General features: G+C 56.8%; 17 protein-coding genes. 8 read left to right on the top strand and 9 right to left on the bottom strand.

Annotation, left to right across the window (positions count from 1 at the left end; genetic code table 11):
* Positions 1-134: 134 nt before the first annotated feature.
* Entirely contained in the window at positions 135-1,310 is a 1,176-nt protein-coding gene (gene galK / locus H8B15_RS09835) for a galactokinase (protein WP_187319515.1), read from the bottom strand.
* Positions 1,311-1,737: 427 nt separating this feature from the next.
* On the opposite strand from galK, the gene H8B15_RS09830 reads away from it, so the two are divergent.
* The 3 genes from H8B15_RS09830 (at position 1,738) to H8B15_RS09820 (ending at position 7,578) form a co-directional block, all read left to right on the top strand.
* Positions 1,738-4,824 (top strand): SusC/RagA family TonB-linked outer membrane protein, encoded by a 3,087-nt coding sequence (locus H8B15_RS09830; RefSeq protein ID WP_187319514.1) that lies wholly within the window; start codon positions 1,738-1,740, stop codon positions 4,822-4,824.
* A 36-nt stretch (positions 4,825-4,860) separates the two neighbouring features.
* The gene (locus H8B15_RS09825) at positions 4,861-6,417 is read left to right on the top strand and encodes a RagB/SusD family nutrient uptake outer membrane protein (protein ID WP_187319513.1); all 1,557 of its coding nucleotides are present in this window, start codon (positions 4,861-4,863) and stop codon (positions 6,415-6,417) included.
* Positions 6,418-6,489: 72 nt separating this feature from the next.
* The gene (locus tag H8B15_RS09820; RefSeq protein WP_246455376.1) at positions 6,490-7,578 is read left to right on the top strand and encodes a glycoside hydrolase family 43 protein; all 1,089 of its coding nucleotides are present in this window, start codon (positions 6,490-6,492) and stop codon (positions 7,576-7,578) included.
* 69 nt (positions 7,579-7,647) lie between these two features.
* Here the strand turns inward: H8B15_RS09820 and H8B15_RS09815 are convergent, their stop codons facing one another.
* The 3 genes from H8B15_RS09815 to H8B15_RS09805 all read right to left on the bottom strand — a co-directional run bounded on the left by H8B15_RS09815 (position 7,648) and on the right by H8B15_RS09805 (position 13,492).
* Positions 7,648-10,812 carry an efflux RND transporter permease subunit gene (locus H8B15_RS09815; protein WP_187319512.1) on the bottom strand — a complete coding sequence of 1,055 codons (3,165 nt, stop codon included), beginning with the start codon at positions 10,810-10,812 and terminating at the stop codon, positions 7,648-7,650.
* A gap of 173 nt (positions 10,813-10,985) precedes the next feature.
* Positions 10,986-12,074 carry an efflux RND transporter periplasmic adaptor subunit gene (locus tag H8B15_RS09810; protein WP_187319511.1) on the bottom strand — a complete coding sequence of 363 codons (1,089 nt, stop codon included), beginning with the start codon at positions 12,072-12,074 and terminating at the stop codon, positions 10,986-10,988.
* A gap of 125 nt (positions 12,075-12,199) precedes the next feature.
* Positions 12,200-13,492 carry a TolC family protein gene (locus H8B15_RS09805; RefSeq protein ID WP_187319510.1) on the bottom strand — a complete coding sequence of 431 codons (1,293 nt, stop codon included), beginning with the start codon at positions 13,490-13,492 and terminating at the stop codon, positions 12,200-12,202.
* Between the two features lie 251 nt (positions 13,493-13,743).
* On the opposite strand from H8B15_RS09805, the gene H8B15_RS09800 reads away from it, so the two are divergent.
* A complete protein-coding gene (locus H8B15_RS09800) occupies positions 13,744-14,166 on the top strand; it encodes a hypothetical protein (RefSeq protein ID WP_187319509.1) in 423 nt (140 codons plus the stop codon).
* 29 nt (positions 14,167-14,195) lie between these two features.
* On the opposite strand, the gene H8B15_RS09795 is transcribed toward H8B15_RS09800, so the two are convergent.
* From H8B15_RS09795 to H8B15_RS09785, 3 genes are all read right to left on the bottom strand, one after another.
* Complete coding sequence (locus H8B15_RS09795; protein WP_187319508.1) at positions 14,196-15,596, bottom strand: sensor histidine kinase; 1,401 nt, start codon at positions 15,594-15,596, stop codon at positions 14,196-14,198.
* 199 nt (positions 15,597-15,795) lie between these two features.
* Positions 15,796-16,473, bottom strand: a complete 678-nt coding sequence (locus tag H8B15_RS09790) for a response regulator transcription factor (protein ID WP_187319507.1) — start codon at positions 16,471-16,473, stop codon at positions 15,796-15,798.
* A 202-nt stretch (positions 16,474-16,675) separates the two neighbouring features.
* Positions 16,676-17,017: a tetratricopeptide repeat protein gene (locus H8B15_RS09785; protein ID WP_187319506.1), complete on the bottom strand. Its 342-nt coding sequence runs from the start codon at positions 17,015-17,017 to the stop codon at positions 16,676-16,678.
* 74 nt (positions 17,018-17,091) lie between these two features.
* Here H8B15_RS09785 and H8B15_RS09780 point away from each other — a divergent pair, with 74 nt between their 5' ends.
* The 4 genes from H8B15_RS09780 to H8B15_RS09765 all read left to right on the top strand — a co-directional run bounded on the left by H8B15_RS09780 (position 17,092) and on the right by H8B15_RS09765 (position 20,317).
* Positions 17,092-17,832 (top strand): electron transfer flavoprotein subunit beta/FixA family protein, encoded by a 741-nt coding sequence (locus H8B15_RS09780; protein ID WP_187319505.1) that lies wholly within the window; start codon positions 17,092-17,094, stop codon positions 17,830-17,832.
* Between the two features lie 123 nt (positions 17,833-17,955).
* Positions 17,956-18,933, top strand: coding sequence for an electron transfer flavoprotein subunit alpha/FixB family protein (locus H8B15_RS09775; RefSeq protein WP_187319504.1), 978 nt, complete (start codon positions 17,956-17,958; stop codon positions 18,931-18,933).
* Between the two features lie 99 nt (positions 18,934-19,032).
* Entirely contained in the window at positions 19,033-19,656 is a 624-nt protein-coding gene (locus H8B15_RS09770) for a bifunctional nuclease domain-containing protein (protein WP_187319503.1), read from the top strand.
* A 118-nt stretch (positions 19,657-19,774) separates the two neighbouring features.
* Positions 19,775-20,317, top strand: coding sequence for a YfiT family bacillithiol transferase (locus tag H8B15_RS09765; RefSeq protein WP_187319502.1), 543 nt, complete (start codon positions 19,775-19,777; stop codon positions 20,315-20,317).
* Between the two features lie 77 nt (positions 20,318-20,394).
* Here the strand turns inward: H8B15_RS09765 and H8B15_RS09760 are convergent, their stop codons facing one another.
* On the bottom strand, positions 20,395-21,201 hold the full coding sequence (locus H8B15_RS09760) for an ABC transporter ATP-binding protein (RefSeq protein WP_187319501.1): 807 nt from the start codon (positions 21,199-21,201) through the stop codon (positions 20,395-20,397).
* Between the two features lie 116 nt (positions 21,202-21,317).
* Entirely contained in the window at positions 21,318-22,007 is a 690-nt protein-coding gene (locus H8B15_RS09755) for an MlaE family ABC transporter permease (RefSeq protein WP_246455375.1), read from the bottom strand.
* Positions 22,008-22,082: the final 75 nt, after the last annotated feature.

Genomic DNA, 22,082 nt, shown 5'->3' with positions numbered 1-22,082 from the left:
TGGGGACCGGGTAGGTAGGAACGAAGTAAGAACGACGTAGGGGCGGCTTGCAGCTGCTCATTGCACAAGCAGGCAAACGAAAGCAGTAAGGTAGGAAACTACCCCCTTCTTCATCTGCCAAACGAAGCCAACGGCTAACTCTGCAAGCCAGCTGTCACAGCCGGTAAGGCCTCCACGCCGGCCACAATAGAGGTTTTATACGTCTCCAGGTGCAAGCCCAGGCGACTCTGGTACTCGGCGGCGGCCCGCTCGCAGAAGCTGTCCACCAGCTCCGTGGGCACCAGGTTGATGGTGCAGCCGCCGAAGCCGCCGCCCATCATACGCGAGCCCAGGATGCCGGGCGTCTCGCGGGCAATTTCCACCAGCACATCCAGTTCGGGGCAGCTCACTTCGTAGTCGTCGCGCAGGCCGGCATGCGAGGCATACATCTGCTGCCCGAAGGCGGCCAAATCACCCTGCGTCAGGTGCTGGCAGGCAATTTCTACGCGTTGGTTTTCGCGCACTACATAGGAGCAGCGGCGGTATACCACGTCGCCCAGCTCCTCGCGGTGCTCATCTAGTTGGGCCAGGGTAGCGTCGCGCAGGCTTTCCACCTTGGGGTAGTACTGCTGCAAGATTTGCACGCCTTTCTCACATTCCTGGCGGCGGGTGTTGTACTCCGAGCTGGCCAGGGAGTGTTTCACGCCGGAGTTGCAGAGCACGATGTGGCAAGTGGCCGTATCGAAGGGAAAATACTCATAGTCCAGCGAGCGGCAGTCGAGGCGCACCACGTGGTCGGCCTTGCCAAACAGGCTGGCAAACTGATCCATCAGGCCGGAGCGCACACCGGCAAACTGGTGCTCGGCTTGCTGCCCGATCAGGGCTAGCTCCATGCGGCTGAAGCCCGCGCCCAGCAACTCGTTCAGCGCAAACGCCAGCCCGCACTCTACCGCCGCCGACGACGACAAGCCGGCTCCGATAGGCACGTTGCCGCCAAAAGCACAATCGAAGCCCGGCACCGTAACGCCCCGTTGTTGAAACCCGGCCACCACGCCTTTCAGATAGTTGGCCCACTGCGTTTTGCCCGGCTGTACCTCTTTCAGGTCCACTACATAATGCTCATCCTGATCCACGGAATACAAGCGCGCCTCCAGTTGGTCATTCAGCGCCACGGCAAAGCAAATTTCTTTGTCAATGGCGGCTGGCAGCACAAAGCCGTTGTTGTAGTCGGTATGTTCCCCAATCAGATTGACTCGGCCTGGGGCCCGAACTAGCAGTGGGGTAGCAGAGAAGTGTTGCCGGAAAGCGGCCGCAACAGTGGCTGAAAGCATATGATAGATAGGTAAGGAGAACAGAAGAACTAGTGCAAAAGAACAAAATTTGCGCAAACGTTTGTCTGATTGATGGCAAATAGTTTTTGTGAGTGGATAAGTCTTTTGTCAATAATGATTTACGAACCAACTACTGCTTTGTTTGAAACAGGAAAGATTATTCGAATTATGATTATTCAGCGTAAAATGTTGACTTTAGCGTAGTAAACCTCTAAAATTGCGTCTGCTCTTTCGCACAAACCGGAGTTTAGAAGCTCTTCCGGTTATGCTGTGTCTTGGTAAATTCCCGTTGCTAAGACGCTGTTTTGTGCTATAGGGCCTTTTTTTTCAGCGTATGTGCAAACGTTTGCGAATATTTTATTGACTGCTTTACAAGCAAACGTTTGCAAGAAGTTTTCCCATTCCCACTTCCCTTTTCTTATTCATCATGAAAAAAAACGTACGTTACCTGCATCAGATAGCGCTACCCTCGCTACTCTGCTGCTTGCCAATGACGTTGGCGGCCGCAGCGCCGCCCGCTCCGCGCATACCACTGCGCCACGTTATGGTAGCCGATATAACCATTTCGGGCCGGGTAGTAGATGAAACGGGCACGGGCCTGCCCGGTGTGAACGTAGTTGTAAAAGGTACCTCCAACGGCGCCCAGACGGATACCGATGGCCGCTATACCCTAACGGTACCCGACAACGCCACCGTGGTTTTCTCCTTCGTAGGCTACACCAGCCAGGAGGTGGCCGTGAGTGGTCGTACGAGTATCGACGTTTCGCTGAAGCCTGATGCCCAGACACTGAACGACGTGGTGGTAGTCGGCTACCTCACGCAGAAGCGCGAGGATGTAACGGGCTCCGTGGCCACTACTACGGGCACAGAAGTACGCCGCGCACCGGTAGCCACCGTAACGGAAGCCATTCAGGGACGCTTGCCGGGTGTGCAGGTAACGAACTCGGGCGTACCCGGCCAGAGCCCCACGGTGAATATTCGGGGTATTGGCTCCATCAACAACGGCAGCAGCCCATTGTATGTGGTAGATGGCTTGTGGACGTTCGACATTCGCGACTTCAACCCACAGGATGTAGAAACTGTACAGGTGCTGAAGGATGCGGCCTCGCTGGCGGCCTATGGGGCCAGTGGCGCAAATGGCGTTATCATCATCACTACCCGGCGCGGGCGCTCGGGCGAGACGAAGGTGAACCTGAGTGCCTCGGGTGGTCCGCAGGTGATTGGCCGAACCTACGACCTAGTAGGAGCCGACCGGTGGCGCGAAATCAACAATCAGTCTTACGACAACGCCGGCCTAGCGCGGCAGCCTTTCGCTGCTACCGACAACGGCGTGAATACGGATTGGCAAAAGGAGTTGCTGCAGCACGGTTCCGTGCAGAACTACGACCTGGGTTTTTCGGGTGGCGGTCCTAACTCCAACTTCCTGATTTCAGCTGGGTATTTCAACCAGAAAGGCATCATTGAAGGGCCAAAGTTCGAGCGGTACAGCCTGCGCGTTAATTCGGGCTTTACCAAAGGTAAGCTGAAGGTAGGGGAGAGCCTGCTACTCACGCGGGCCAACCAAACCCGCCTGAATGGCGTGCCGTTCAACGACGTGCTGCGGATGCTGCCCGTGATTCCCGTATATAATGAGGACAACCCCGGAGGCTATGGCTTCGGCAATACCAATGCCAGCACCTTTGGCACCAACCCTATTGCGCTGCAAAACCTGCTGAACGATACCAATACCCAAAATCACTTGCAGGGTAGTGTTTTCGGGGAGTTTTCGTTTACCAATTTCCTGCGCTACCGCCTCAACCTGGCTACTGACTACTACGCGTTTCATGACCAGGCCAAGCGGCAGTATGGGCAGTGGCGGCAAAACGACCCGCTGAACCCATCTAGCTTTGCCGAAAACCAGGGTAGCCGCTTCTTCGGCTTGGCAGAAAATACGCTGACGTTTGACAAGAGCTTTGGCCTGCACAACGTAACGGCCGTGGCTGGCTATTCCGAGCAGCGCACCGACTACAGCCTGACGCGTGGTATCAACTATGGCTACGGTACAGGGCCTACCTATTACTGGGCATTGGAAGCGGGTACGCAGAATCCGGCAGTGGAGGGCAATCAATACACCTTCACCAAGCGCTCTTACTTTGGGCAGGTTACCTATGATTACGACCAGCGCTACCTGCTGACGGGTGCCTACCGCCGCGACGGTTCTTCCCGCTTCGACCCGGCCAACAGATACGGTAACTTCTACGCCGCTTCGGCGGGCTGGCGTATTTCCAAGGAGCATTTCTTCGAAAACATCGGCAGTAGCATCAGCAATCTGAAGCTGCGCGCCAGCTACGGCTCCCTCGGCAACGACCAGTTGAATGGCCCTTACGGTGCTTCCTACCTCACTACGGCGGCTATCAACACCAACGTAAACTACCCATTCGGGCCTACCCAAACCATCGTAAACGGAAAGATTCAGACCCAGCTGCCCAGCTTGCGCATTGGCTGGGAAGAGCGCCGCACCACCAACGTAGGTTTGGATATGGGCTTGCTGGAGGATCGACTGACACTCTCGGCTGACTACTACGTTGCCCAAACGCGGCAGGCGTTGGTAAACCCGGTGCCCCCAATTTTCCTGGGCAATGCCGGCACCGACCCCTACCAGCGTATTGGTCGTCTGGAGAACAGCGGTTTTGAACTTAACGTAGGCTATTCCGATACGCGCAGTGCATTCACGTATGGCGCATCGGCCAACCTGACGACCATTCGCAACCGGGTGGAGCAGCTAGGTGGTAATGGGCAGATTTATCAGGCCGGCCCGAACGGGGCGGCCCGCACCGAGGTGGGCTACGAAATAGGCTCCTTCTACCTGTATCAGTACGACGGTGTGTTTCAGACGGCTGACGAAGTGGCGGCCAGCGCCCAGCCAGAAGCCTCACCCGGCGATGCTCGCTACCGCGACATCAACAACGACGGCATCATCAACGACCTCGATCGTGTGCACGTAGGGCGGGTATTTCCAAAAATTCAGTACGGCGTAAACCTCACTGCGGGCTACGCGAATTTTGATATTGCCGCGCTGTTTCAGGGTGTGCAGGGCAACGATGTGCTCAACGTAGGAAAATGGTGGGTAGACCGCGGCGACGACAACAGCAACTATCGCACAGACTACAACCCCTGGACGCCCGAAAACCCCACCAATACCCCGCGTGCAGTGAAATCGGGCGGCGGCGGTGCTGGTGCCTACTCGGCTGCCAACAACTCACGCATCAACTCCACGCGCTGGTTGGAAAACGGCTCCTACCTACGCCTGAAAAACTTGCAAATTGGCTACAACGTGCCCCAAACGGCATTGAACAAGGTGAAAGGCATCGGTAGCGTGCGCGTGTACCTAACGGGCCAGAACGTCTTCACCATCACCAAGTACAGTGGCTACGACCCCGAAACGCCGGGTGGCGGCAGCCTGGCCCGTGGCATCGACGATGGTACCTACCCCGTGGTGCGCTCCTACACGGCCGGCATCCAGCTGGGCTTCTAAGCGCGTCGTTTCATTCCTATTCGCCTCTACTTTGTCATGAAATATCCTTTCTTTAAAATAACCGCGCTGGCGAGCACCTTACTGCTAACCACTGCCTGCGAAAAAGACCTGCTTGAACAGGTAAACCCTAACCAGCCGACCACAGCCTCCTTTTGGGCTACCAGTGCCGATGCCGTGCAGGGCGTGAATGCCTGCTATAGCGGCCTGCAACAACTGGGTACCTACCGCCGCTGGTACAATTTTGCTTATGATCTGCGCTCTGACGATGGCTTCAGCCAGAGCCCCTGGGGCGAACTGGCCGACTTCACCAAGTTCACGCAGGTTAACTACAACTTTGAGGTGTCGCAGAACCTGTGGCGCGACGGTTACCGCGCTATCTGGCGCTGCAACCAAGTGATTACCAATGTGCCCGCCATTGAGATGGATGCAAAGCTGAAAGCACGGGTAATTGCTGAAGCCCGTTTCCTGCGCGCTTTGTTCTACTTCAATCTGGTATCGCTCTATGGCAATGTGCCCCTGGCGCTGGAGCCCTCCACGCTGGATTACCGGCCTACCCAGGGTACCGAAGAGGCCGTATGGAACCAGGTGTACGCCGACCTGCTAGCCGCCAAACCCGACCTCGATGTTTCGTATACCGGTACAGATATTGGCCGGGCTACCCGCAACGCAGCGGCTACACTGCTGGGCAAAGCCTATATGCAAAACCGCCGCTGGGCCGATGCATCGGCCCAGTTTGCGGAGGTGATTAATTCCAATCAGTACTCACTCACTAATACCTACACCGACAACTTCCGGCACACAACGGAGAACAACTCAGAATCTATTTTTGAGGTGCAGTTCTCCGACGCCAAGCAAGGCGGCAACGACGGCGACGACGCTACCTCGTCGGAGGGAGGGCAACGGTCCCAGTTCTGGGGTGCGCCCGATGCCGGCGGTTTCGTAGATGGGGAGGTACGGCCCTGGGTGGTAACGGAATTTCTGAAGGAAGGGACTACGGCTGGTACCCGCGACCCGCGCTTGGCCGCTACTGTATTCTATAATCGACGCCAATTCTCTACTGCCCTACCAGTTGATGGCGACACGCTGGTGTATGGGGTAGGGTTCTTCACGCGCTATGACAAAAACGATAGGCGCAACCTTACCCGCGTGTACTGGCGCAAGTACCAGACCGACTACTATCGTAATTTCGAGAACTTCGACTCGCCCATCAACCACCGCGTGATGCGCTTTGCCGATGTGCTGCTGTTGCAAGCCGAAGCCCTGAACGAGCAAGGTCAGACCGCTAACGCCATTCCGCTAATCAACCGCGTGCGGAGCCGCGCTACCCTGGCGCCGCTCACAAGCGGCAGCTTCGACCAGACTAGCTTACGCACGCAGATTATGCACGAGCGCGTAACCGAACTGACCGGCGAAGGACTGCGTTGGTTTGATTTAAAGCGCTGGAACCTGCTGAATAGCCAGAGCACAGTGGATCAGCTGAAAGCCCGCGATGCCGATTTCAACAACTTTGTAGTTGGCAAGAGCAACCTGCTACCCATCCCGCAAGTTGATATCGACGCGGCTGGTCTAACGCAAAATCCCGGCTGGCAATAGTAACACAGAGAGCCGCCGCGCCTGCCACGGTGCGGCGGCTTTTTTCTACTCCATCCTTCTATCTTCTTTTCTATGTTCGCAGCTATTCTTACTCGTCGGTTGCTGGTGACTGGTATGTTGCTGGTCGTCCTGGCCTGCGGGGGCGGTTCGTCGTCGGACCCTGCGCCTGCGCCGCCTATCCTCCCGCCCGTTACGCCGCCTACTACCGGAGCGGCTACCTTCAAAAACCCGCTGCTCAATTCTGGCCCCGATCCGTGGGTGTATCAGAAAGACGGTTTCTATTACTACATGAGCACCTCCGGCGGCGACCTGCGCCTGCGCAAAACCGCGAAGATGTCGGAGGTAGGCTCGGCCCCAGAAAAGGTGATTTGGACGCCCAACGGCAGCTACCGCGACATTTGGGCGCCGGAAATCTATTTCTTCGACGGTAAGTGGTACGTGTACTTCAGCGCCGACCCCATGTGCTGCGGCGGCCACCGCACCTGGGTGCTGGAAAACTCCGCCGCCGACCCTACCACCGGCACCTGGACGTTGGTAGGCAAAGTAGCCACCTCCGACGATAAGTGGGCCATTGATGGCACCGTGCTAGAACAAAACGGCCAGCGCTACTTTATCTGGTCGGGCCACAAGGACTTTGGCGGTGGGGTAGAAAACGAAACCCAGCGCCTGTACATCGCCAAAATGCGCAGCCCCACGGCCCTCGCCGGCGAGCGGGTGGAGATTTCGCAGCCTACCTACGGCTGGGAAAAAACCGGCTACCCCTTCGTAAACGAAGGACCCGAAGCCCTGCACCACGGCGACAAAACCTTCATCGTGTATTCGGCCAGCCATTGCAGCACCGACGATTACGCCTTGGGCCTACTCACGGCCTCCAGCACCGCCGACCCGCTCAAGCCCGATTCCTGGACTAAAACGGCTACCCCGGTTTTCACGAAGAACCCCGCCAACCAGGCATACGGCCCCGGCCACAACGGCTTCTTCAAATCGAAAGACGGCACCCAGGATTGGATAATCTACCACGCCAACCCCATGACGGGCCAGGGGTGCAGCAACTCACGCACGCCCCGCATGCAACCCTTCACCTGGAAAAGCGACGGCATGCCCGATTTTGGCACGCCCGTGGCCGTAGGCACGGCCCTACCCGTACCCAGCGGCGAATAGCTCATTACCGCCCAATAACACGAAACCCCAGCGCCTTCCGGTGCTGGGGTTTCGTGTTATTAGTGGACTTTATGCCCCCACCAGCACGGGCTTGTGGCTGTGCTGGCGCAGCGCCGGGTCGTCGCCGTAGTGGGTGTGCTCGGCGCGGTAGGCGCGCTCAAACACCAGCGGGAAGATGAACAGCGTGAGGATGGTGCCCGTAATCAGACCACCAATCACCACAATCGCCAGGGGCTTCGAGGTTTCGGAGCCGATGCCGGTGCTGATAGCCGCCGGCATCAGGCCGATGGTGGCCATCAGGGCCGTCATCACTACGGGGCGCACGCGGCTGGTCACGCCTTCGTGGATGCTGTCGTCGAGGCTCATCTTTTTCAGCATGTTCTGCTTGAACACCGAAATCAGAATCACGCCATTCTGGATACAGATACCGAACAGGGCAATGAAGCCAATACCGGCCGAGATGCTGAAGTTGGTGTGCGTGATGAGCAGCATGGCAATGCCGCCGATGATGGCAAACGGTACATTCAGGAGTACCAACCCGGCGTCTTTCAGGTTGCCGAACAGGATGAACAGGATGAAGAAAATCAGCGCCAGCGAGATGGGCACCACCTGCGTGAGGCGCTGGGTGGCGCGGCGCTGGTTTTCAAAGTCGCCGGTCCACTTCATGCTGTAGCCTTTGGGTAGGCTCACCACGGCATCTACCTTGCGCTGGGCTTCCTCGATGGTGCTACCCATGTCGCGGCCGCGGATAGAGAACTTCACGGCCGAGAAGCGCTTGTTGTCGTCGCGGTAGATGAGCGAGGGGCCGTTTACGTCCGAGACGGTGGCAATTTCCGACAGCGGCACGCTGTTGCCGTTCATGGTGGGCACCATCAGGGCCGCAATCTGGGTAGGCGACTGGCGGAAGCCTTCCTCGTAGCGCACCACAATCGGGAATTTCCGCTCGCCCTCGTACATCTGGGTGGCCTGCTTGCCGCCCACGGCCATTTCCAGCACTGCGTTGGCGTCGGCTTTGCTCACGCCGTACTGGGCCATGCGCCGCTCGTCCAGCTCCACGTGCAGCTCGGGCTGTCCGATGTTGCGCAACGCGCCCAGGTCGTCGATGCCTTTGATGTCCTTGAGCACGTCGTAGACCTGGCGGGCTTTGGCTTCCATTAGCTTCAGGTCGGTGCCGTAGATTTTCACGGCAATAGAGCCTTTCACGCCCGAAGCGGCTTCTTCCACGTTGTCGGTGATGGGCTGGGAGAAGTTGAAATCGACGCCGGGGAAGCGGGCCAGCTTCTCCTTCATGTGCTCAATCAGGGCCTCGCGCTTGTCCTTGTGCTTCATCTCGGCCTCTACCTCGGGCGTGTGCTTCAGCTGCACCAGAAACTCGTTGTTGTAGAAGCCCGTGGGGTCGGTGCCGTCGTTGGGGCGGCCGGTCTGGCTCACCACATCGCCTACCTCCGGAAAGCTCAGGAACACCCGCCGCATCTCGTTGCAAAGCTTATTCGATTCGTCCAGCGAAATGCTCAGCGGCAGCTGCGCCCGCACATAGATAGAGCCTTCGTTCAGCTCGGGTAGGAACTCCGAGCCCAGGAAGTGGAACGCGCCCATGCCCACCACTACCACCACCGCAGCCACCACTAAGCTGGCCGTTTTGCGAGCGTAGGTGAAGGCGAAAAAGCGCTGCGCCCCGCGGTTGATGCCGCGCACGAAGAAGTTGTCCTTCTCGCGCACGTTCTTTTTGAGCAGCAGCGAAGCTAGCACCGGCACCAGCGTCAGCGTGAAAATGAGCGCCCCAAGCAGGGCAAAGCCGAGCGTCCAAGCCAGGGGCGAAAACACCTTGCCTTCTACCTTCTCGAAGGAAAAGATGGGTAGGAGGGCCGTGATAATGATGGCCTTGGCGAAGAAAATCGACTTGCCCATCTCCCGGCCCGACTTCTTAATCAGGCCCAGCTTCGAGAGCTTGTTGAAGCGCTCCATCCCTACCTCGTGGGCTTTATGGTCGAGGGCCACAAAGAGCCCTTCCACCATCACCACGGCCCCATCGATGATGATACCGAAGTCGATGGCGCCCATCGAGAGCAGGTTGGCACTCATGCCCTTCAGCCGCAGGCAGATGAAGGCAAACAGCAACGCCAGCGGAATAATCACCGACACAATCACCGTGGTGCGCCAGTCGGCCATGAACACGAACACGATAACCGTGACCAGAATAATGCCTTCCAGCAGGTTGTGAATCACAGTTTCGGTGGAGAAGTCGATGAGTTGCTGCCGGTCGTAGAAGGTCTTGATCTTCACGTCGGAGGGGAGGATTTTCTCGTTCAGCTCGGTCACCTTGGCTTTGAGGGCGGCAATCACCTGTGAGGGGTTTTCGCCCTTGCGCATCACCACAATGCCTTCCACCATGTTGTCGTCGTAGTTGCGGCCTACCTTGCCCAGCTTGGGTAGGGCCGACTCGTGCACGATGGCCACATCCTTCACCAGAATCCCTACCCCGTTCACGTTCTTGATAACGGTGTTGTTGATGTCGGAAATGTTGTTGAGTAGGCCGATGCCGCGCACCACAAAGTTCTGCTGGCCGGCGTTTATCACGTCGCCGCCCACGTTGATGTTGCTGCGCTGAATGGCGTTGTAGAGGTCCAGCGGCGAGATGCCGAAATCCTGGAGCTTGCTGGGGTTCACGCTGATTTCGTAATCCTTCACCTCGCCGCCAAAGCTGTTCACGTCGGCCACGCCGGGTACGGCTTTCAGGTTACGCTCAATCACCCAGTCTTGCAGGGTTTTCAGCTCGCGCACGGTTTTGCTTTTGCTGTCGAGGGTGTAGCGGAAGATTTCGCCGGTAGGGCCGTAGGGCGGCTGCACCTCGGGGTCCACGCCTTCGGGCAGGTCTACGTCTTGCAGCATGTTGTTGACCTGCACGCGGGCGAAGGCATCGTCCACGCCGTCATCGAAAATCACCTTCACCACCGACAACCCGAAGAGGGTAGTGCTGCGGATGCTGGTTTTCTTCTGCACCGGGTTCAGGGCAATTTCCACCGGGGCCGTCACAAACTTCTCAATCTCCTCGGCCGAGCGGCCGGGCCACTGCGTGATGATGGTAATTTCGGTGTTCGTGACGTCCGGAAATGCCTCAATGGGCGTGTTGCGGTAGCTCACCACCCCGGCCACAATGGCCAGCAGCGTCAGCAAAAAGATGAAGCCGCGGTTCTTCAGCGAAAAGGCAATGATGCCTTGGATGAACTTGTTCATGTTGGGATCTTGGGGACTTATTTTAGGCAGTCATGCTGAGCGCAGCGGAGTCGAAGCATCTCGCGTGCGCCCGGTAATTTCCTGACGGTTGAGGTTAGCGCGGCACGCGAGATGCTTCGACTTCGCTGCGTCCCTTGCTTGATGCGCAACATGCTCAGCATGACGTTCCCGCGTTAATCATTCAACTCGTCGTATACCAATAGCTGGTTTTGGGCGATGATTCGCTCGCCGTCGTGCAGGCCCGATTCCACGTAGCTGGTGTCGCCTACCGTTTTGGCCACTTTCACCTCGCGGGTTTCGATGTGGCTGCGGTCCTTGAACACCAGCACGAAGTTGCGGTCCTTGTCGAAGACCACGCACTGCGCGGGCACGGCCAGCATCTTCTCGTTTTGGGTGTTTTCCACCTTGATCTGGGCGTACATCTCGGGCTTGAGCAGGTAGCCGGGATTGGGCAGGCGCACGCGCACCTTCATCACCTTCGAGTCGGGGTCGAGCACGTTGAACACCTTGTCGATTTTGCCGGTGAACACCTTGTCGGGGTAGGAGAGGGTAGTTACCTGGGCCGTGTAGCCTTCGTGCACCTTGGCAATGTCCGACTCAAACACGTTGGCCATAATCCACACATCATCCAGGTTGCTGACTGTGAACAGGTTGCCCACGTTATCGGCGTTGAACTGCATGTGATCAGTCACGTTTTTCTCCGTGATGAAGCCCGAAATCGGCGCCCGTAGCGTGTAGGTGCCGTCGGCCGATACACCGTAGACATTCAGCTGCTTGCGCGATTTGCCCACGTTGCTCTGGGCCTTGCGCAGCTCCTGGCGGGCCAGGGTCACATCGCGCTCCGAGGCTAGGCCATCGGCAAACTGATCCTCGGCCACTTGCAGGTTTTTGCGGGCAATGTCCAGGTCGGAGCCGGCCGTAGAGGACTGGTTTTGCAGGTCGGCAATTTCACCGCTGCGAATCACGGCCAGTACTTGCCCCTTGGTCACGTGGTCGCCCAGCTCCACGCTCAACTGCTCCACCACGCCGCCCACCAGCGGGTACACCTTCACGGTTTTGTCGCCGTCGGAGGCAATCTGGCCGGTTAGCAGCAGCTCGTCGCGCACGGGCTCGGCGTGCACCGTGTCAATCTTCAGCTCCTGCAACATCTGGTCCGACAGCGAGAAACCCGCCTCGGCTTTGTGCGGCTGTTCGGCTTCGTCGTGACCGGAGCAGCCCGCCAGCGTGAGGACAAAAAGGGTAGGAAAAAGGAGGCGGTTCATATGGTTAGTTGCTGGTTTTTTGTTGTTGATTTTAGGCCTTTGTTGTTGGTTGCCGATATTGGGTTTTTGTTGCCTTGTTTAGTAAGAGATTCCGCAAGCGAAAACCACCAACCAAAAACCCAAGGCTATTCGACGTTGAATACCGGGCGCCCTACCGAGAAATTAAGCGCCTCGAACGCCCGCAGGCGGGCGGCGCGCAACTGGTTGAGCTGCACGATGTTGTTCTTGTAGCTCTCGTAGAAATCCAGAAACTCCACGATGGTGATGTTGCGCTTGGCGTAGCTCTGCTCGATGCCCTGAATCAGGCGCGAAAAGTCGCTGATGTTGCGGGTGGCCGTCTGGTAAAGCGCATCGGTTTGCTGGGCCTGGCGCCAGGCCTCCTGCACGTCGTTGCGCACCGTGAGCAGCTGCTGGTCGCGCTGGGCGCGGCTCTGCTCAATCTGGGCCTGCGCCGTGCGGATATTGCCCTGGTTGCGGTTGAAAATGGGCACGGCCACGCCCAGCGTCAGGGCATTGTAGTTCTGGATGTAGCTGCCAGCGCGGTCGTACACGTAGCCCAGGGCCAGGTCGGGGGCGGCCAGGGCGCGTTGCAGGCGCAGGTTCTGGTTTTGCTGCTCCACGTCGGCCTGGCGGGCGCGCAGGTCGGCACGGGCCACTTGGGCGGTGTCGGCCAGCTGCTCTTCCGAGAAGCCCGTGAGCGACAAGGCCTGCAACCGGGTATCGTTGACGGCGGGGCGGTAGTACGTACCCGATGACTCGCGCAACAAAATCCGCAGATCCGACTCCTGCGAGGCAATTTCCGAGAGCAGCGCCTGCCGCTCCGATTGTAGGTCAAATAGGAAAGCCCGCAGCCGAATCACCTCTTTCAGAGCAATGTTGCCCTTATCATACTGGTTCTGGTAAGCCGTCAGCGTCCGCTGAAACGAGCTGATTTCGGTGTTGTAGGTGCTAACGGTTTGCTGCTTGTAGTACAGATCGAAGAAGGTGGTGCGCAGCTGGTAGTTGAGGTTGCGCAGCAAATCTTCCAGGTTGAACTGCTCTACCAGAGCATTTTGCTGGGCCACGTTGGCGGCAGCTTTGCGGCGTCCGGCAATGGCAAACAGCTGCTGCACCTGCACAATGCTTTCGCCCCGGCGCGTCACGTCGAAGGCACGCCGCGTGTTGGGGTTGTAGGTGTTTTGCTCCAGCGAGAGGGTAGGGTTGTCCCAAAGCCGGGCCTGCAGAATCTGCGCCTGCGCCGCCGACACATTGTAGCGCTGGGCCAGCAGCAGCAGGTTGTTTTGAGTGAAGCGCTGCTCGGCTTCGGGTAGCGTAAGTTGGGCTGTATCGGGCACGGCCGCCGTGGGTAGGAGAGGGGCGGCGTGGCTAGTGCCAATCAGCAACAACAGAAAAAACAGCAGCGAGTGAAAGCGAGACATATCCGGTTCTGATAATTGGATATGCAAGTGTACTCCGACGGTATTAGGCCGATGTTAGAGTTGGATTAGAAACGGATTAGAAATCTTAATATTTAAATAAGTAATTGAAAATCAGTAAAATAAAATAAGAGAGAATTATAATTCATAGGAATAATTATAGTGCTGGTCCGTTAAGTTTCATTCTATTCAGTAGCTTCGTCAGCTCACACTGACTATCAGTACGTTCTTACCAGTGCTAATTGCTCTTGCTCATGCCGCTTCGTCTGATTGTCACCACGCCGGGTATATCCATTTACTACGACGAAATCAACCAGTGGCTCTACGCCGAATGGCAGGGCGTGCACACGCAGGAATCGACTCAGGCAGCGGGCTTGTTGCTGTTGGATGCTTTACGGCAGCAGCCCAGCAGCAAAATGCTAAACGACACCTCTTCCATCAGCAGCACCTCCGCCGATCTGTCGACCTGGGACCCATGGTGGTTGCAGGAGCTGGTAGGGGCCGGGCTGCGACACATCGCGTGGGTGTATCCCCGGCTGTTTGCCAACCGCGACGCCACGGAGCATATCCTGATTCACGTGAAGCCAATCATCGTAACTACGTTCGATGATGTAGCCACGGCCTGCCTGTGGTTGCAGAAGCAAGCCTCGCCACTCACCCACGTAGCGCTACACTAGGTAGTAGGAAGCTCTTGTAAAACAGAGTATTATCGGGTAGGGCCTTGCTTATCAAAACGTTGAGTTGGGTTGCCCGTAGAAAACTGCACTTCCGCCAGCGTGCCTTCGTGCAAGGTAGAGGTGATGTGGAGCTGCCCCTGGTGCAGCTCAATAATCTTACGAGCCAGAGGCAGCCCTACCCCGTGGCCCACCACACCCCGCGCGTTGGCCGCCCGAAAAAAGGGTTGAAAGATGTTGGCCAGGTCCTTTTCGGCAATGCCCATGCCCTGGTCCTGAATCCTGATGCGGATTGCCTCGCTGGCGTAGCGAAACGTGACGTCCACGGGTGCCTCGCCCGAGTATTTCAGGGCGTTGTCCAGCAGGTTGATCAGGGCGCGGGTAAGCAGCTGCCGGTTGCCTTTGATTTCCAGAGCTTCGGGCTCGGCGGGTAGGGCTTCTAGGTGAATGTGTACGCGTCGCCGCCACTCAGGCAACAGAGCTTCGCGGGCCTCCCAGATCAGCTCGTCCAGACGAATATCGTCGGGGTGGGGGCTGCTCGCTTCTGCCTGCGTTAGCTCCAGCAAGTCATTAAACAGGGTTTTTAGCTGTTGCAGCTCGGCTAGCACCGAGGCCAGCGCCTCGCGGTACTCGGCCGGTGTCCGGTCGCGCTTCAGCAGCACCTGCACCTCGCCAATGGTGGCCGTGAGCGGAGTGCGCAGCTCGTGCGAAGCATTGCTGACAAACGTACGCTGCGCCTCAAAGCTGTCCTCCAGGCGCGTGAGCATCCGGTTAAAGGTGGTAGCCAGACGGGTAATTTCGTCCTGCTCGTGGCCTTGTCCTTCGTCCAGCCGCAAATGCAGGTCGCGGGCCGTGATGCGGTCCACTTGGTCGTTGACGGCGGCAATGGGCGCCAGTACCCGCCCCGCAAAGATGCGCCCGGCCACGTAGATAACCGCCAGGCTGCCTACAAAGGTCAGCGCCAAAATGAGGGCAAGGTTTTGCTGGCGGGCTTTGCCCAGCTTGTTCTCGGCGGCGGCTACTATAATGTAGTCGCCCTGGTTGTCGTGGTAGAACATCCCAATGGCTTGCCGCGGTCCGATGGTAAAATACATTTCGCCATCCACCACAATGCGGGCCAGTAGCTTATCGGATAGCGTAATGCTTTCGTCTTCCTCCAAAAAACGCACCTGGTGGTTGGAGTCATAAATCTGCAATACCTCGTTGTTCAAGGCTTGCAAATAGCGCTTCTGAAACAAGCGAAAGGCCCCGGCCCGCATTTCATCCTGCTCCAGAAAGATATAGCCCGTCACCTCGGCCCGGTCGCGCAGGCGCTGCCGAAACTCCCGCTGCGAGTAGCGCACCTGTAGCACATACGCCACCGTGAGAGCCACCGCCAGAATAACGGCCACCATGCTCAGAAATAAGAGGGTCAAGCGGTTACGGATGGTCATGGGTGGTGAGATGGTGAGTAGTGAGTAGTGAGTAGTGAGTGGTGAATACGGCTGTCATCCTGAGCGTAGCGAAGGACCTCCTCACGCTGGAACGATGAATGTAGAAACGAGTCGTTATTAAGGTGGTCGTTCTGGCGTGAGAAGGTCCTTCGCTACGCTCAGGATGACAGCCGTATTCACTACTCACCATCTCACCATTTCACCCCTCTTCCCGCAATACATAGCCCATGCCTACTACTGTGTGAATGAGCTTGGTAGGAAAATTCTTGTCGATTTTGTTGCGCAGGTAATTCACATATACGTCGATGACGTTTGATCCGGAGTCGAAGGAATCTTCCCAGGAGTTTTCGGCTATTTCGGCGCGGCTGAGTACCCGGCCACGGTTGCGCATAAACAGCTCCAGCAGGGTAAACTCGCGGGCCGTGAGCTTGATAGGTTGGCCGTTGCGCGTCACGGTTTTGGCGGCCGTATCCAAGTTGAGGTCGGCCAGGGTAAGCACTGCTCCCTTGGCCGTGTGGCCACGGCGGCGCGTGAGGGCTTTCACGCGGGCCAACAGCTCGGCAAAGTCGAAGGGTTTCACGAGGTAGTCGTCGGCGCCGCCATCGAAGCCGTGGAGCTTATCGGTGGTGGTGCCCAGGGCCGTGAGCATGAGCACGGGCACCTGCTGGTCCTGCCCACGAATGGCTCTTAACACGTCCAGGCCGCTTTGATTGGGTAGGATGACGTCCAGAATAATTAGGTCGTAGGAGTGCGTGAGGGCCAGCCGCTGGCCAAATGTGCCATCGTAGGCCACTTCCACCTCATAGTGCTCCTCCTCCAAACCACGCCGGATAAACGCAGAAACCTTGGGTTCGTCTTCGACTAACAGGATTTTCATGGGAGTGAGGTACTGGGGTGTGGGGATAGAGGAATAGGAAGAGTGTCATCCTGAGCTTGCGAAGGACCTTATGCCCGTTGAACGAGTCATTGGTACGTCTGTCGTTCACGCGTGAGAAGGTCCTTCGCAAGCTCAGGATGACAACCCCTACCTACGAACCCAGACCCCCACCAACTCAGACCATCAGTCCCCCAAACCTATATCACACCTCATCCTCATAATCCAAGCCCAAATGCTGGTTGAGGGCTTGCTGCAATTCGCTGGCGGCGTGCATCTGGCCGGCTTTGCGGCTTACTTGCAATCCTTTGCGGAAAACTTTTTCGGCTTCATCGGGCTTTTCTAAGTACGCCAGCAGCTTTCCGGCGTGATAATACGTACCCACATATTCAGGGTGCTCGTCCAGCAGCTTTTGGTAAAATTCCATGGCTTTTTGCGGGTCCGCGGCCCGATATTCAGTGGCTAACGCGTAGATCGTGAAGGCATCGTTTGGGTCGTCGGCGTAGAAAGCCAGGAGTTGCGAAAGGCGGCTGGGTGTGTTTTCCATCGGGTAGGAGTTTTCTGTATCTTCGCCCGAAATTAGGGGCTTTCCCGTATTGTTCGTCTATCTAACGCAGCCTAATGAAGTTTCTCGTTTGCATCAGCAACGTGCCCGACACGACCACAAAAATCACTTTCACCCCGGATAATAAGGAGTTCAACAAAGCCGGCGTGCAGTTTGTGATAAATCCCTGGGACGAATATGCCCTGACCCGTGCCATTGAGTTGAAAGAAGCCCAGGGCGGCGGTACCGTGACGGTGCTGAACGTAGGCGAGGCCGATACCGAACCCAACATTCGCAAAGCCTTAGCCATCGGCGCTGATGATGCCATCCGCGTGAATGCGGCCCCCAAGGACGCCTTTTTCGTGGCCGAGCAGATTGCCAATGTCGCCAAAGACGGTGGCTACGACGTAATTCTGATGGGCAAAGAAAGCATCGACTACAACGGCTTTCAGGTGCACGGCATGGTAGGCGAGCTGTTGGGTATCCCCACGGTAGCGCCCGCTATGAAGCTGGATATGAGCGGCAACACCGCTACCCTGGAGCGCGAGATTGAGGGCGGCAAGGAAATAGTGGAGGTGAACACGCCGTTCGTAGCGTCGTGCCAGCAGCCCATGTGCGAGCCCCGCATCCCCAACATGCGCGGTATCATGACGGCCCGCACCAAGCCCCTGAAAGTGGTAGAGCCCACCGGCGACGCGCCCCGCACCGAGGTAACCGAGTTTGCCCTACCCCCCAAGAAGCAGGGTGTAAAGCTCATCGACGCTGAAAATGCCGGCGAGCTGATCAAGCTCCTGCGCAACGAGGCGAAAGTGATTTAGTTCGACTGTCATGCTGACGAGGGAAGCATCTTATCACGGCTGCTTTCGTTGGTTTTCCTACTTCAAGCGGCGCGGACGTGATAAGGTCCTTCGCTCCGTTCAGGATGACAAAACCACAAGATAATGTCTGTACTAGTTGTTATAGAATGCGATAAAGGCGAGGTGAAAAAGTCTTCGCTGGAAGTGGCTACCTACGCCAGCCAGGTAGCCCAGCAACTCGGCACCACGGCTACGGCCGTAGCCGTAGGCGAAGCCACCGAGGACAACCTCGCTAAATTGGGCGAGCAGGGCATCAGCAAAGTGCTCTACGACGCCGAGCCCCGCCTGAAAGACTTCGTGAACGGTGCCTACACCAAGCTCATTGCCGCCGCCGCCGAACAGGAAAGCGCGCAAGTGCTGGTACTGGCCAACTCCAACATCGGCGCGGCGGTAGGCTCGCGCCTGTCCATCCGCCTGAAGGCCAGCCTGGCAACTAACGCTGTAGAGCTGCCTAAAACAGATGGCGGGCAGTTTGTGGTGAAGCGCGGTGCCTTCTCGGGCAAAGCCCTGGCCGACGTGGCCCTCACCACCGACCGCAAGATTATTGCCGTCAAGAAAAACTCTATTGAGGCCCAGCATGAAGCCGGCAAAACCGCTTCTGTAGAAAATTTCTCGGCCAACCTGACCGACGCCGACTTTGCCGACGCGCCCAAAGAGGTAGTGATGCAGGACCAGGCCGGCGGCGTGCTCCTACCCGAAGCCGACCTCGTGGTATCGGGTGGCCGCGGCATGAAGGGCCCCGAAAACTGGAACCTGATTGAGGACCTGGCGAAGGCCCTGGGTGCGGCCACGGCCTGTTCCAAGCCCGTGTCTGATACCGACTGGCGCCCCCACCACGAGCACGTGGGCCAAACGGGCATCACCATCTCGCCCAACCTGTATATTGCCTGTGGTATTTCGGGCGCCATTCAGCATTTGGCCGGCGTCAACTCCTCCAAGGTGATTGTAGTCATCAACAAAGACCCGGAGGCGCCGTTCTTTAAAGCCGCCGATTATGGCATCGTTGGCGACGTATTCGACGTACTACCGAAACTAACCCAAGCCGTTAAGGAACTAGGTTAAGGCGTAAACCGATTGAAAATGAGTGTTATATATCAAAATATACGCTTTTTGCAGTCCCGTTAGGCGCACTCACCTCATTACCAGCACATACTTTCTCCTGTGAAAAAAATTCAGCTCGAGATACTAGGACTTTCTTCCAGCCAATCTCAATCGGGGTCGTTTGCCCTGATTTTGGGAGAGAAGACAGGCAACCGTCGGCTGCCCATCATCATTGGCATGTTTGAGGCCCAAAGTATCGCGATTCAGATTGAAAAAATAAGCCCTAATCGTCCGCTTACGCACGACCTGTTTAAGTCCTTTGCCGAGCAGGTGCACGTAGCCATTCTGGAAGTCGTGATTTCTGACTTGAAAGAAGGCGTGTTCTACTCCAAAATTGTGTGCTCTGATGGGGCTACCACTTTCGAGTTGGATGCCCGCCCCAGCGATGCCATTGCCATCGGCCTCCGCTTTGGCGTACCGATCTACACAGTGGAAAGCGTACTGAGCGAAGCCGGCATTATCCTGAGCGACCTGGACGAAAATCCTGAAGAGTCGGACGAGGATGATGACGACGATGACGATACCACGAGCGGCAGCAGCAAGCCGGCACCGGAGCCACGCGAGCCCAGCGGGCAGGTGTCGCTGGATGAGTTGACCAAGATGCTGGCCCAGGCGCTGGAAAAAGAAGACTACGAGAAAGCCGCTAAAATCCGCGACGAGCTAAACAAGCGCAACAAAGAATAATGTATCGCTACTAAAGGCCAGAAAGCCTCTTCCTGTTTGGGAGAGGCTTTTATTTTGGTGGCAAGGCCGCTATTAATTCGTTGCCGTTACCTTGCGCTTCTTCCATGCACCTTAGCTTATGACAACAGAACTTCCCGACTTGCGCTACCCCATTGGCCAACCTATCCTACCCACGGAGCCGCTGGCCCAGGGTGCCCGCATTGCCTACATTGCACAGTTGGCTCTACTACCCGATCAGGTGCGTGCGGCCGTCACAGGCCTTAGCTCGGCGCAGCTGGATACGCCCTACCGCCCCGGCGGTTGGACGGTGCGCCAAGTGATACACCACCTACCCGATAGCCACCTCAATAGCTACGTGCGCTTCAAACTAGCCCTCACCGAAGACACCCCCACCATTAGTCCTTACGATGAGCAGGCCTGGGCCGAGCTGCCCGATACGGCAGCCACTAAACCGGCAGTGTCGCTAGCCTTGCTAGAAGCGTTGCACATTCGCTGGACTACCTTGTTGCGCCAACTCACAGAGGCGCAGTGGCAGCGTACGTTTTATCATCCGGGCTCTGAAAAAACCTTTACGCTGGATCAGGCGCTGGTGCTGTATGCGTGGCACGGGCGCCATCACCTGGCGCACATCACAGAGCTGCGGCGGCGCGAAGGCTGGTAGTTATACCACAAGCCAAGAAAAAAAGGTCCCACGGCTAGTGCGTGAGACCTTTTTTTCTTGGCCAGATACACAGAGTATTATTTAGCCCGCACGGGGTCGTCGTCTAGCACATCTTGCAAACCACCTTCATCGTCTACACGCTTGGCGGCGCGAACGAGGCTGCTGCTGAAGATAAACTCTTTCAGCTCAGGTACTTCGGCATTCAATATGGTCTCCTTATCACCGTCCCACAGCTTCATGCCTTTGTGCAGGAAGATGATATGGTCGCCGATTTCCACCACCGAGTTCATATCGTGGGTGATGATGGCGGTGGTGATATTGTACTCGTGGGTGATTTCGTGAATCAGCTCGTCAATCTTGAGGCTGGTAAGCGGGTCGAGGCCGGAGTTGGGTTCGTCACAGAAGAGGTAGGTACAGTTAGGGGCAATGGCGCGGGCAATGCCCACGCGCTTCTTCATACCGCCTGATATTTCGGAAGGCATCTTATTGCCCGCGTTTTCCAGTCCTACCCGCTTCAGGCAAAACTCCACCCGGTCGCGGCGCTCTTCCTTGGTCATTTCCGGCGTCAGCATCTTCAGCGGAAACTCGGTATTTTCATACACCGTCATGGAGTCGAACAAAGCCGAGCCCTGAAACAGCATCCCGATTTTGCGACGAATCTCCTGCCGGATATTCACCTTATTATTGGTGAAAACAGTGCCATCGAAGGTGATACTGCCTAAATCTGGTTTCATCAGGCCTACAATACACTGAAGTAATACCGATTTGCCCGTACCTGAGCCGCCCAACAGCAGGTTGCACTTGCCCGTCTCGAAGGTGCAGGTGATACCCTTCAGTACGGCGTTACCGTCAAACGACTTCTGAATATTATGAATCTCAATCATTTCTTGGGGTCTTGGGGTCTTGGGGTCTTGGGATCTTGGGTTTATTGGAATTCAACGTTCATAAATCAGTGAAAGACAGAACGAAACCCCCAATACTCTAAGACCCTAACAACCGATTACAACAGAACAGCCGCCAGCACAAAGTCGGCTATCAGAATAGCGATAATGGAGTTGGTAACGGCGCCGGTGCTGGCTGCGCCTACCTCTAGGGCACCGCCGCGGGTATTGAAGCCCTTGAAAGACGAAATGGCCGAAATCAGGAAAGCAAACACCAACGATTTGATGAGGGCGAACAGGATGTTATAAGGGATGAAATCCTCCCGGATACCCTCAATGTACTCCTGCGCCGAGATAGAACCCGACAACGTGCCGGCAATGTATCCGCCCATAATGGACAGGCCCATGGCTAGGATCACCAGCAACGGAAACATCAGCAGCGAGGCCAGAATGCGGGGTAATACCAAGTAGGAAGAGGAATTAATGCCCATCACTTCTAACGCGTCAATCTGTTCGGTAATGCGCATGGTGCCCAGGCCACCGGCAATGCTGGAGCCTACCTTGCCGGCCAGCACGATGCTGGTGATGGTAGGGGCCAGCTCCAGAATGGTCATCTCGCGTACCATATAGCCAATAGTGGCTTTGGGAATAAGCGGGTTGACCAGGTTGTAGGAAATCTGCACACAGGTTACGGCTCCGATAAAAGCGCTAACCAGCGAGACGATAAAAACAGAATCGACTCCAATGAGAATAGCCTCGTCGATGGTGCGGTTCCAAAGCGTTTTGAACCGCTCGCCGCGGGAAAGCATACTTTGGAGAAAGAGTAGAAAAGAGCCGAAGGTCTTTACCATAAAAAAAGCGTCCGGAAAGAGAAAAGCAGGAAC

This window comes from Hymenobacter citatus (assembly GCF_014333615.1).
GTDB classification, from domain to species: Bacteria; Bacteroidota; Bacteroidia; order Cytophagales; family Hymenobacteraceae; genus Hymenobacter; species Hymenobacter citatus.
This window is presented reverse-complemented; position numbering and strand designations above follow the sequence as displayed.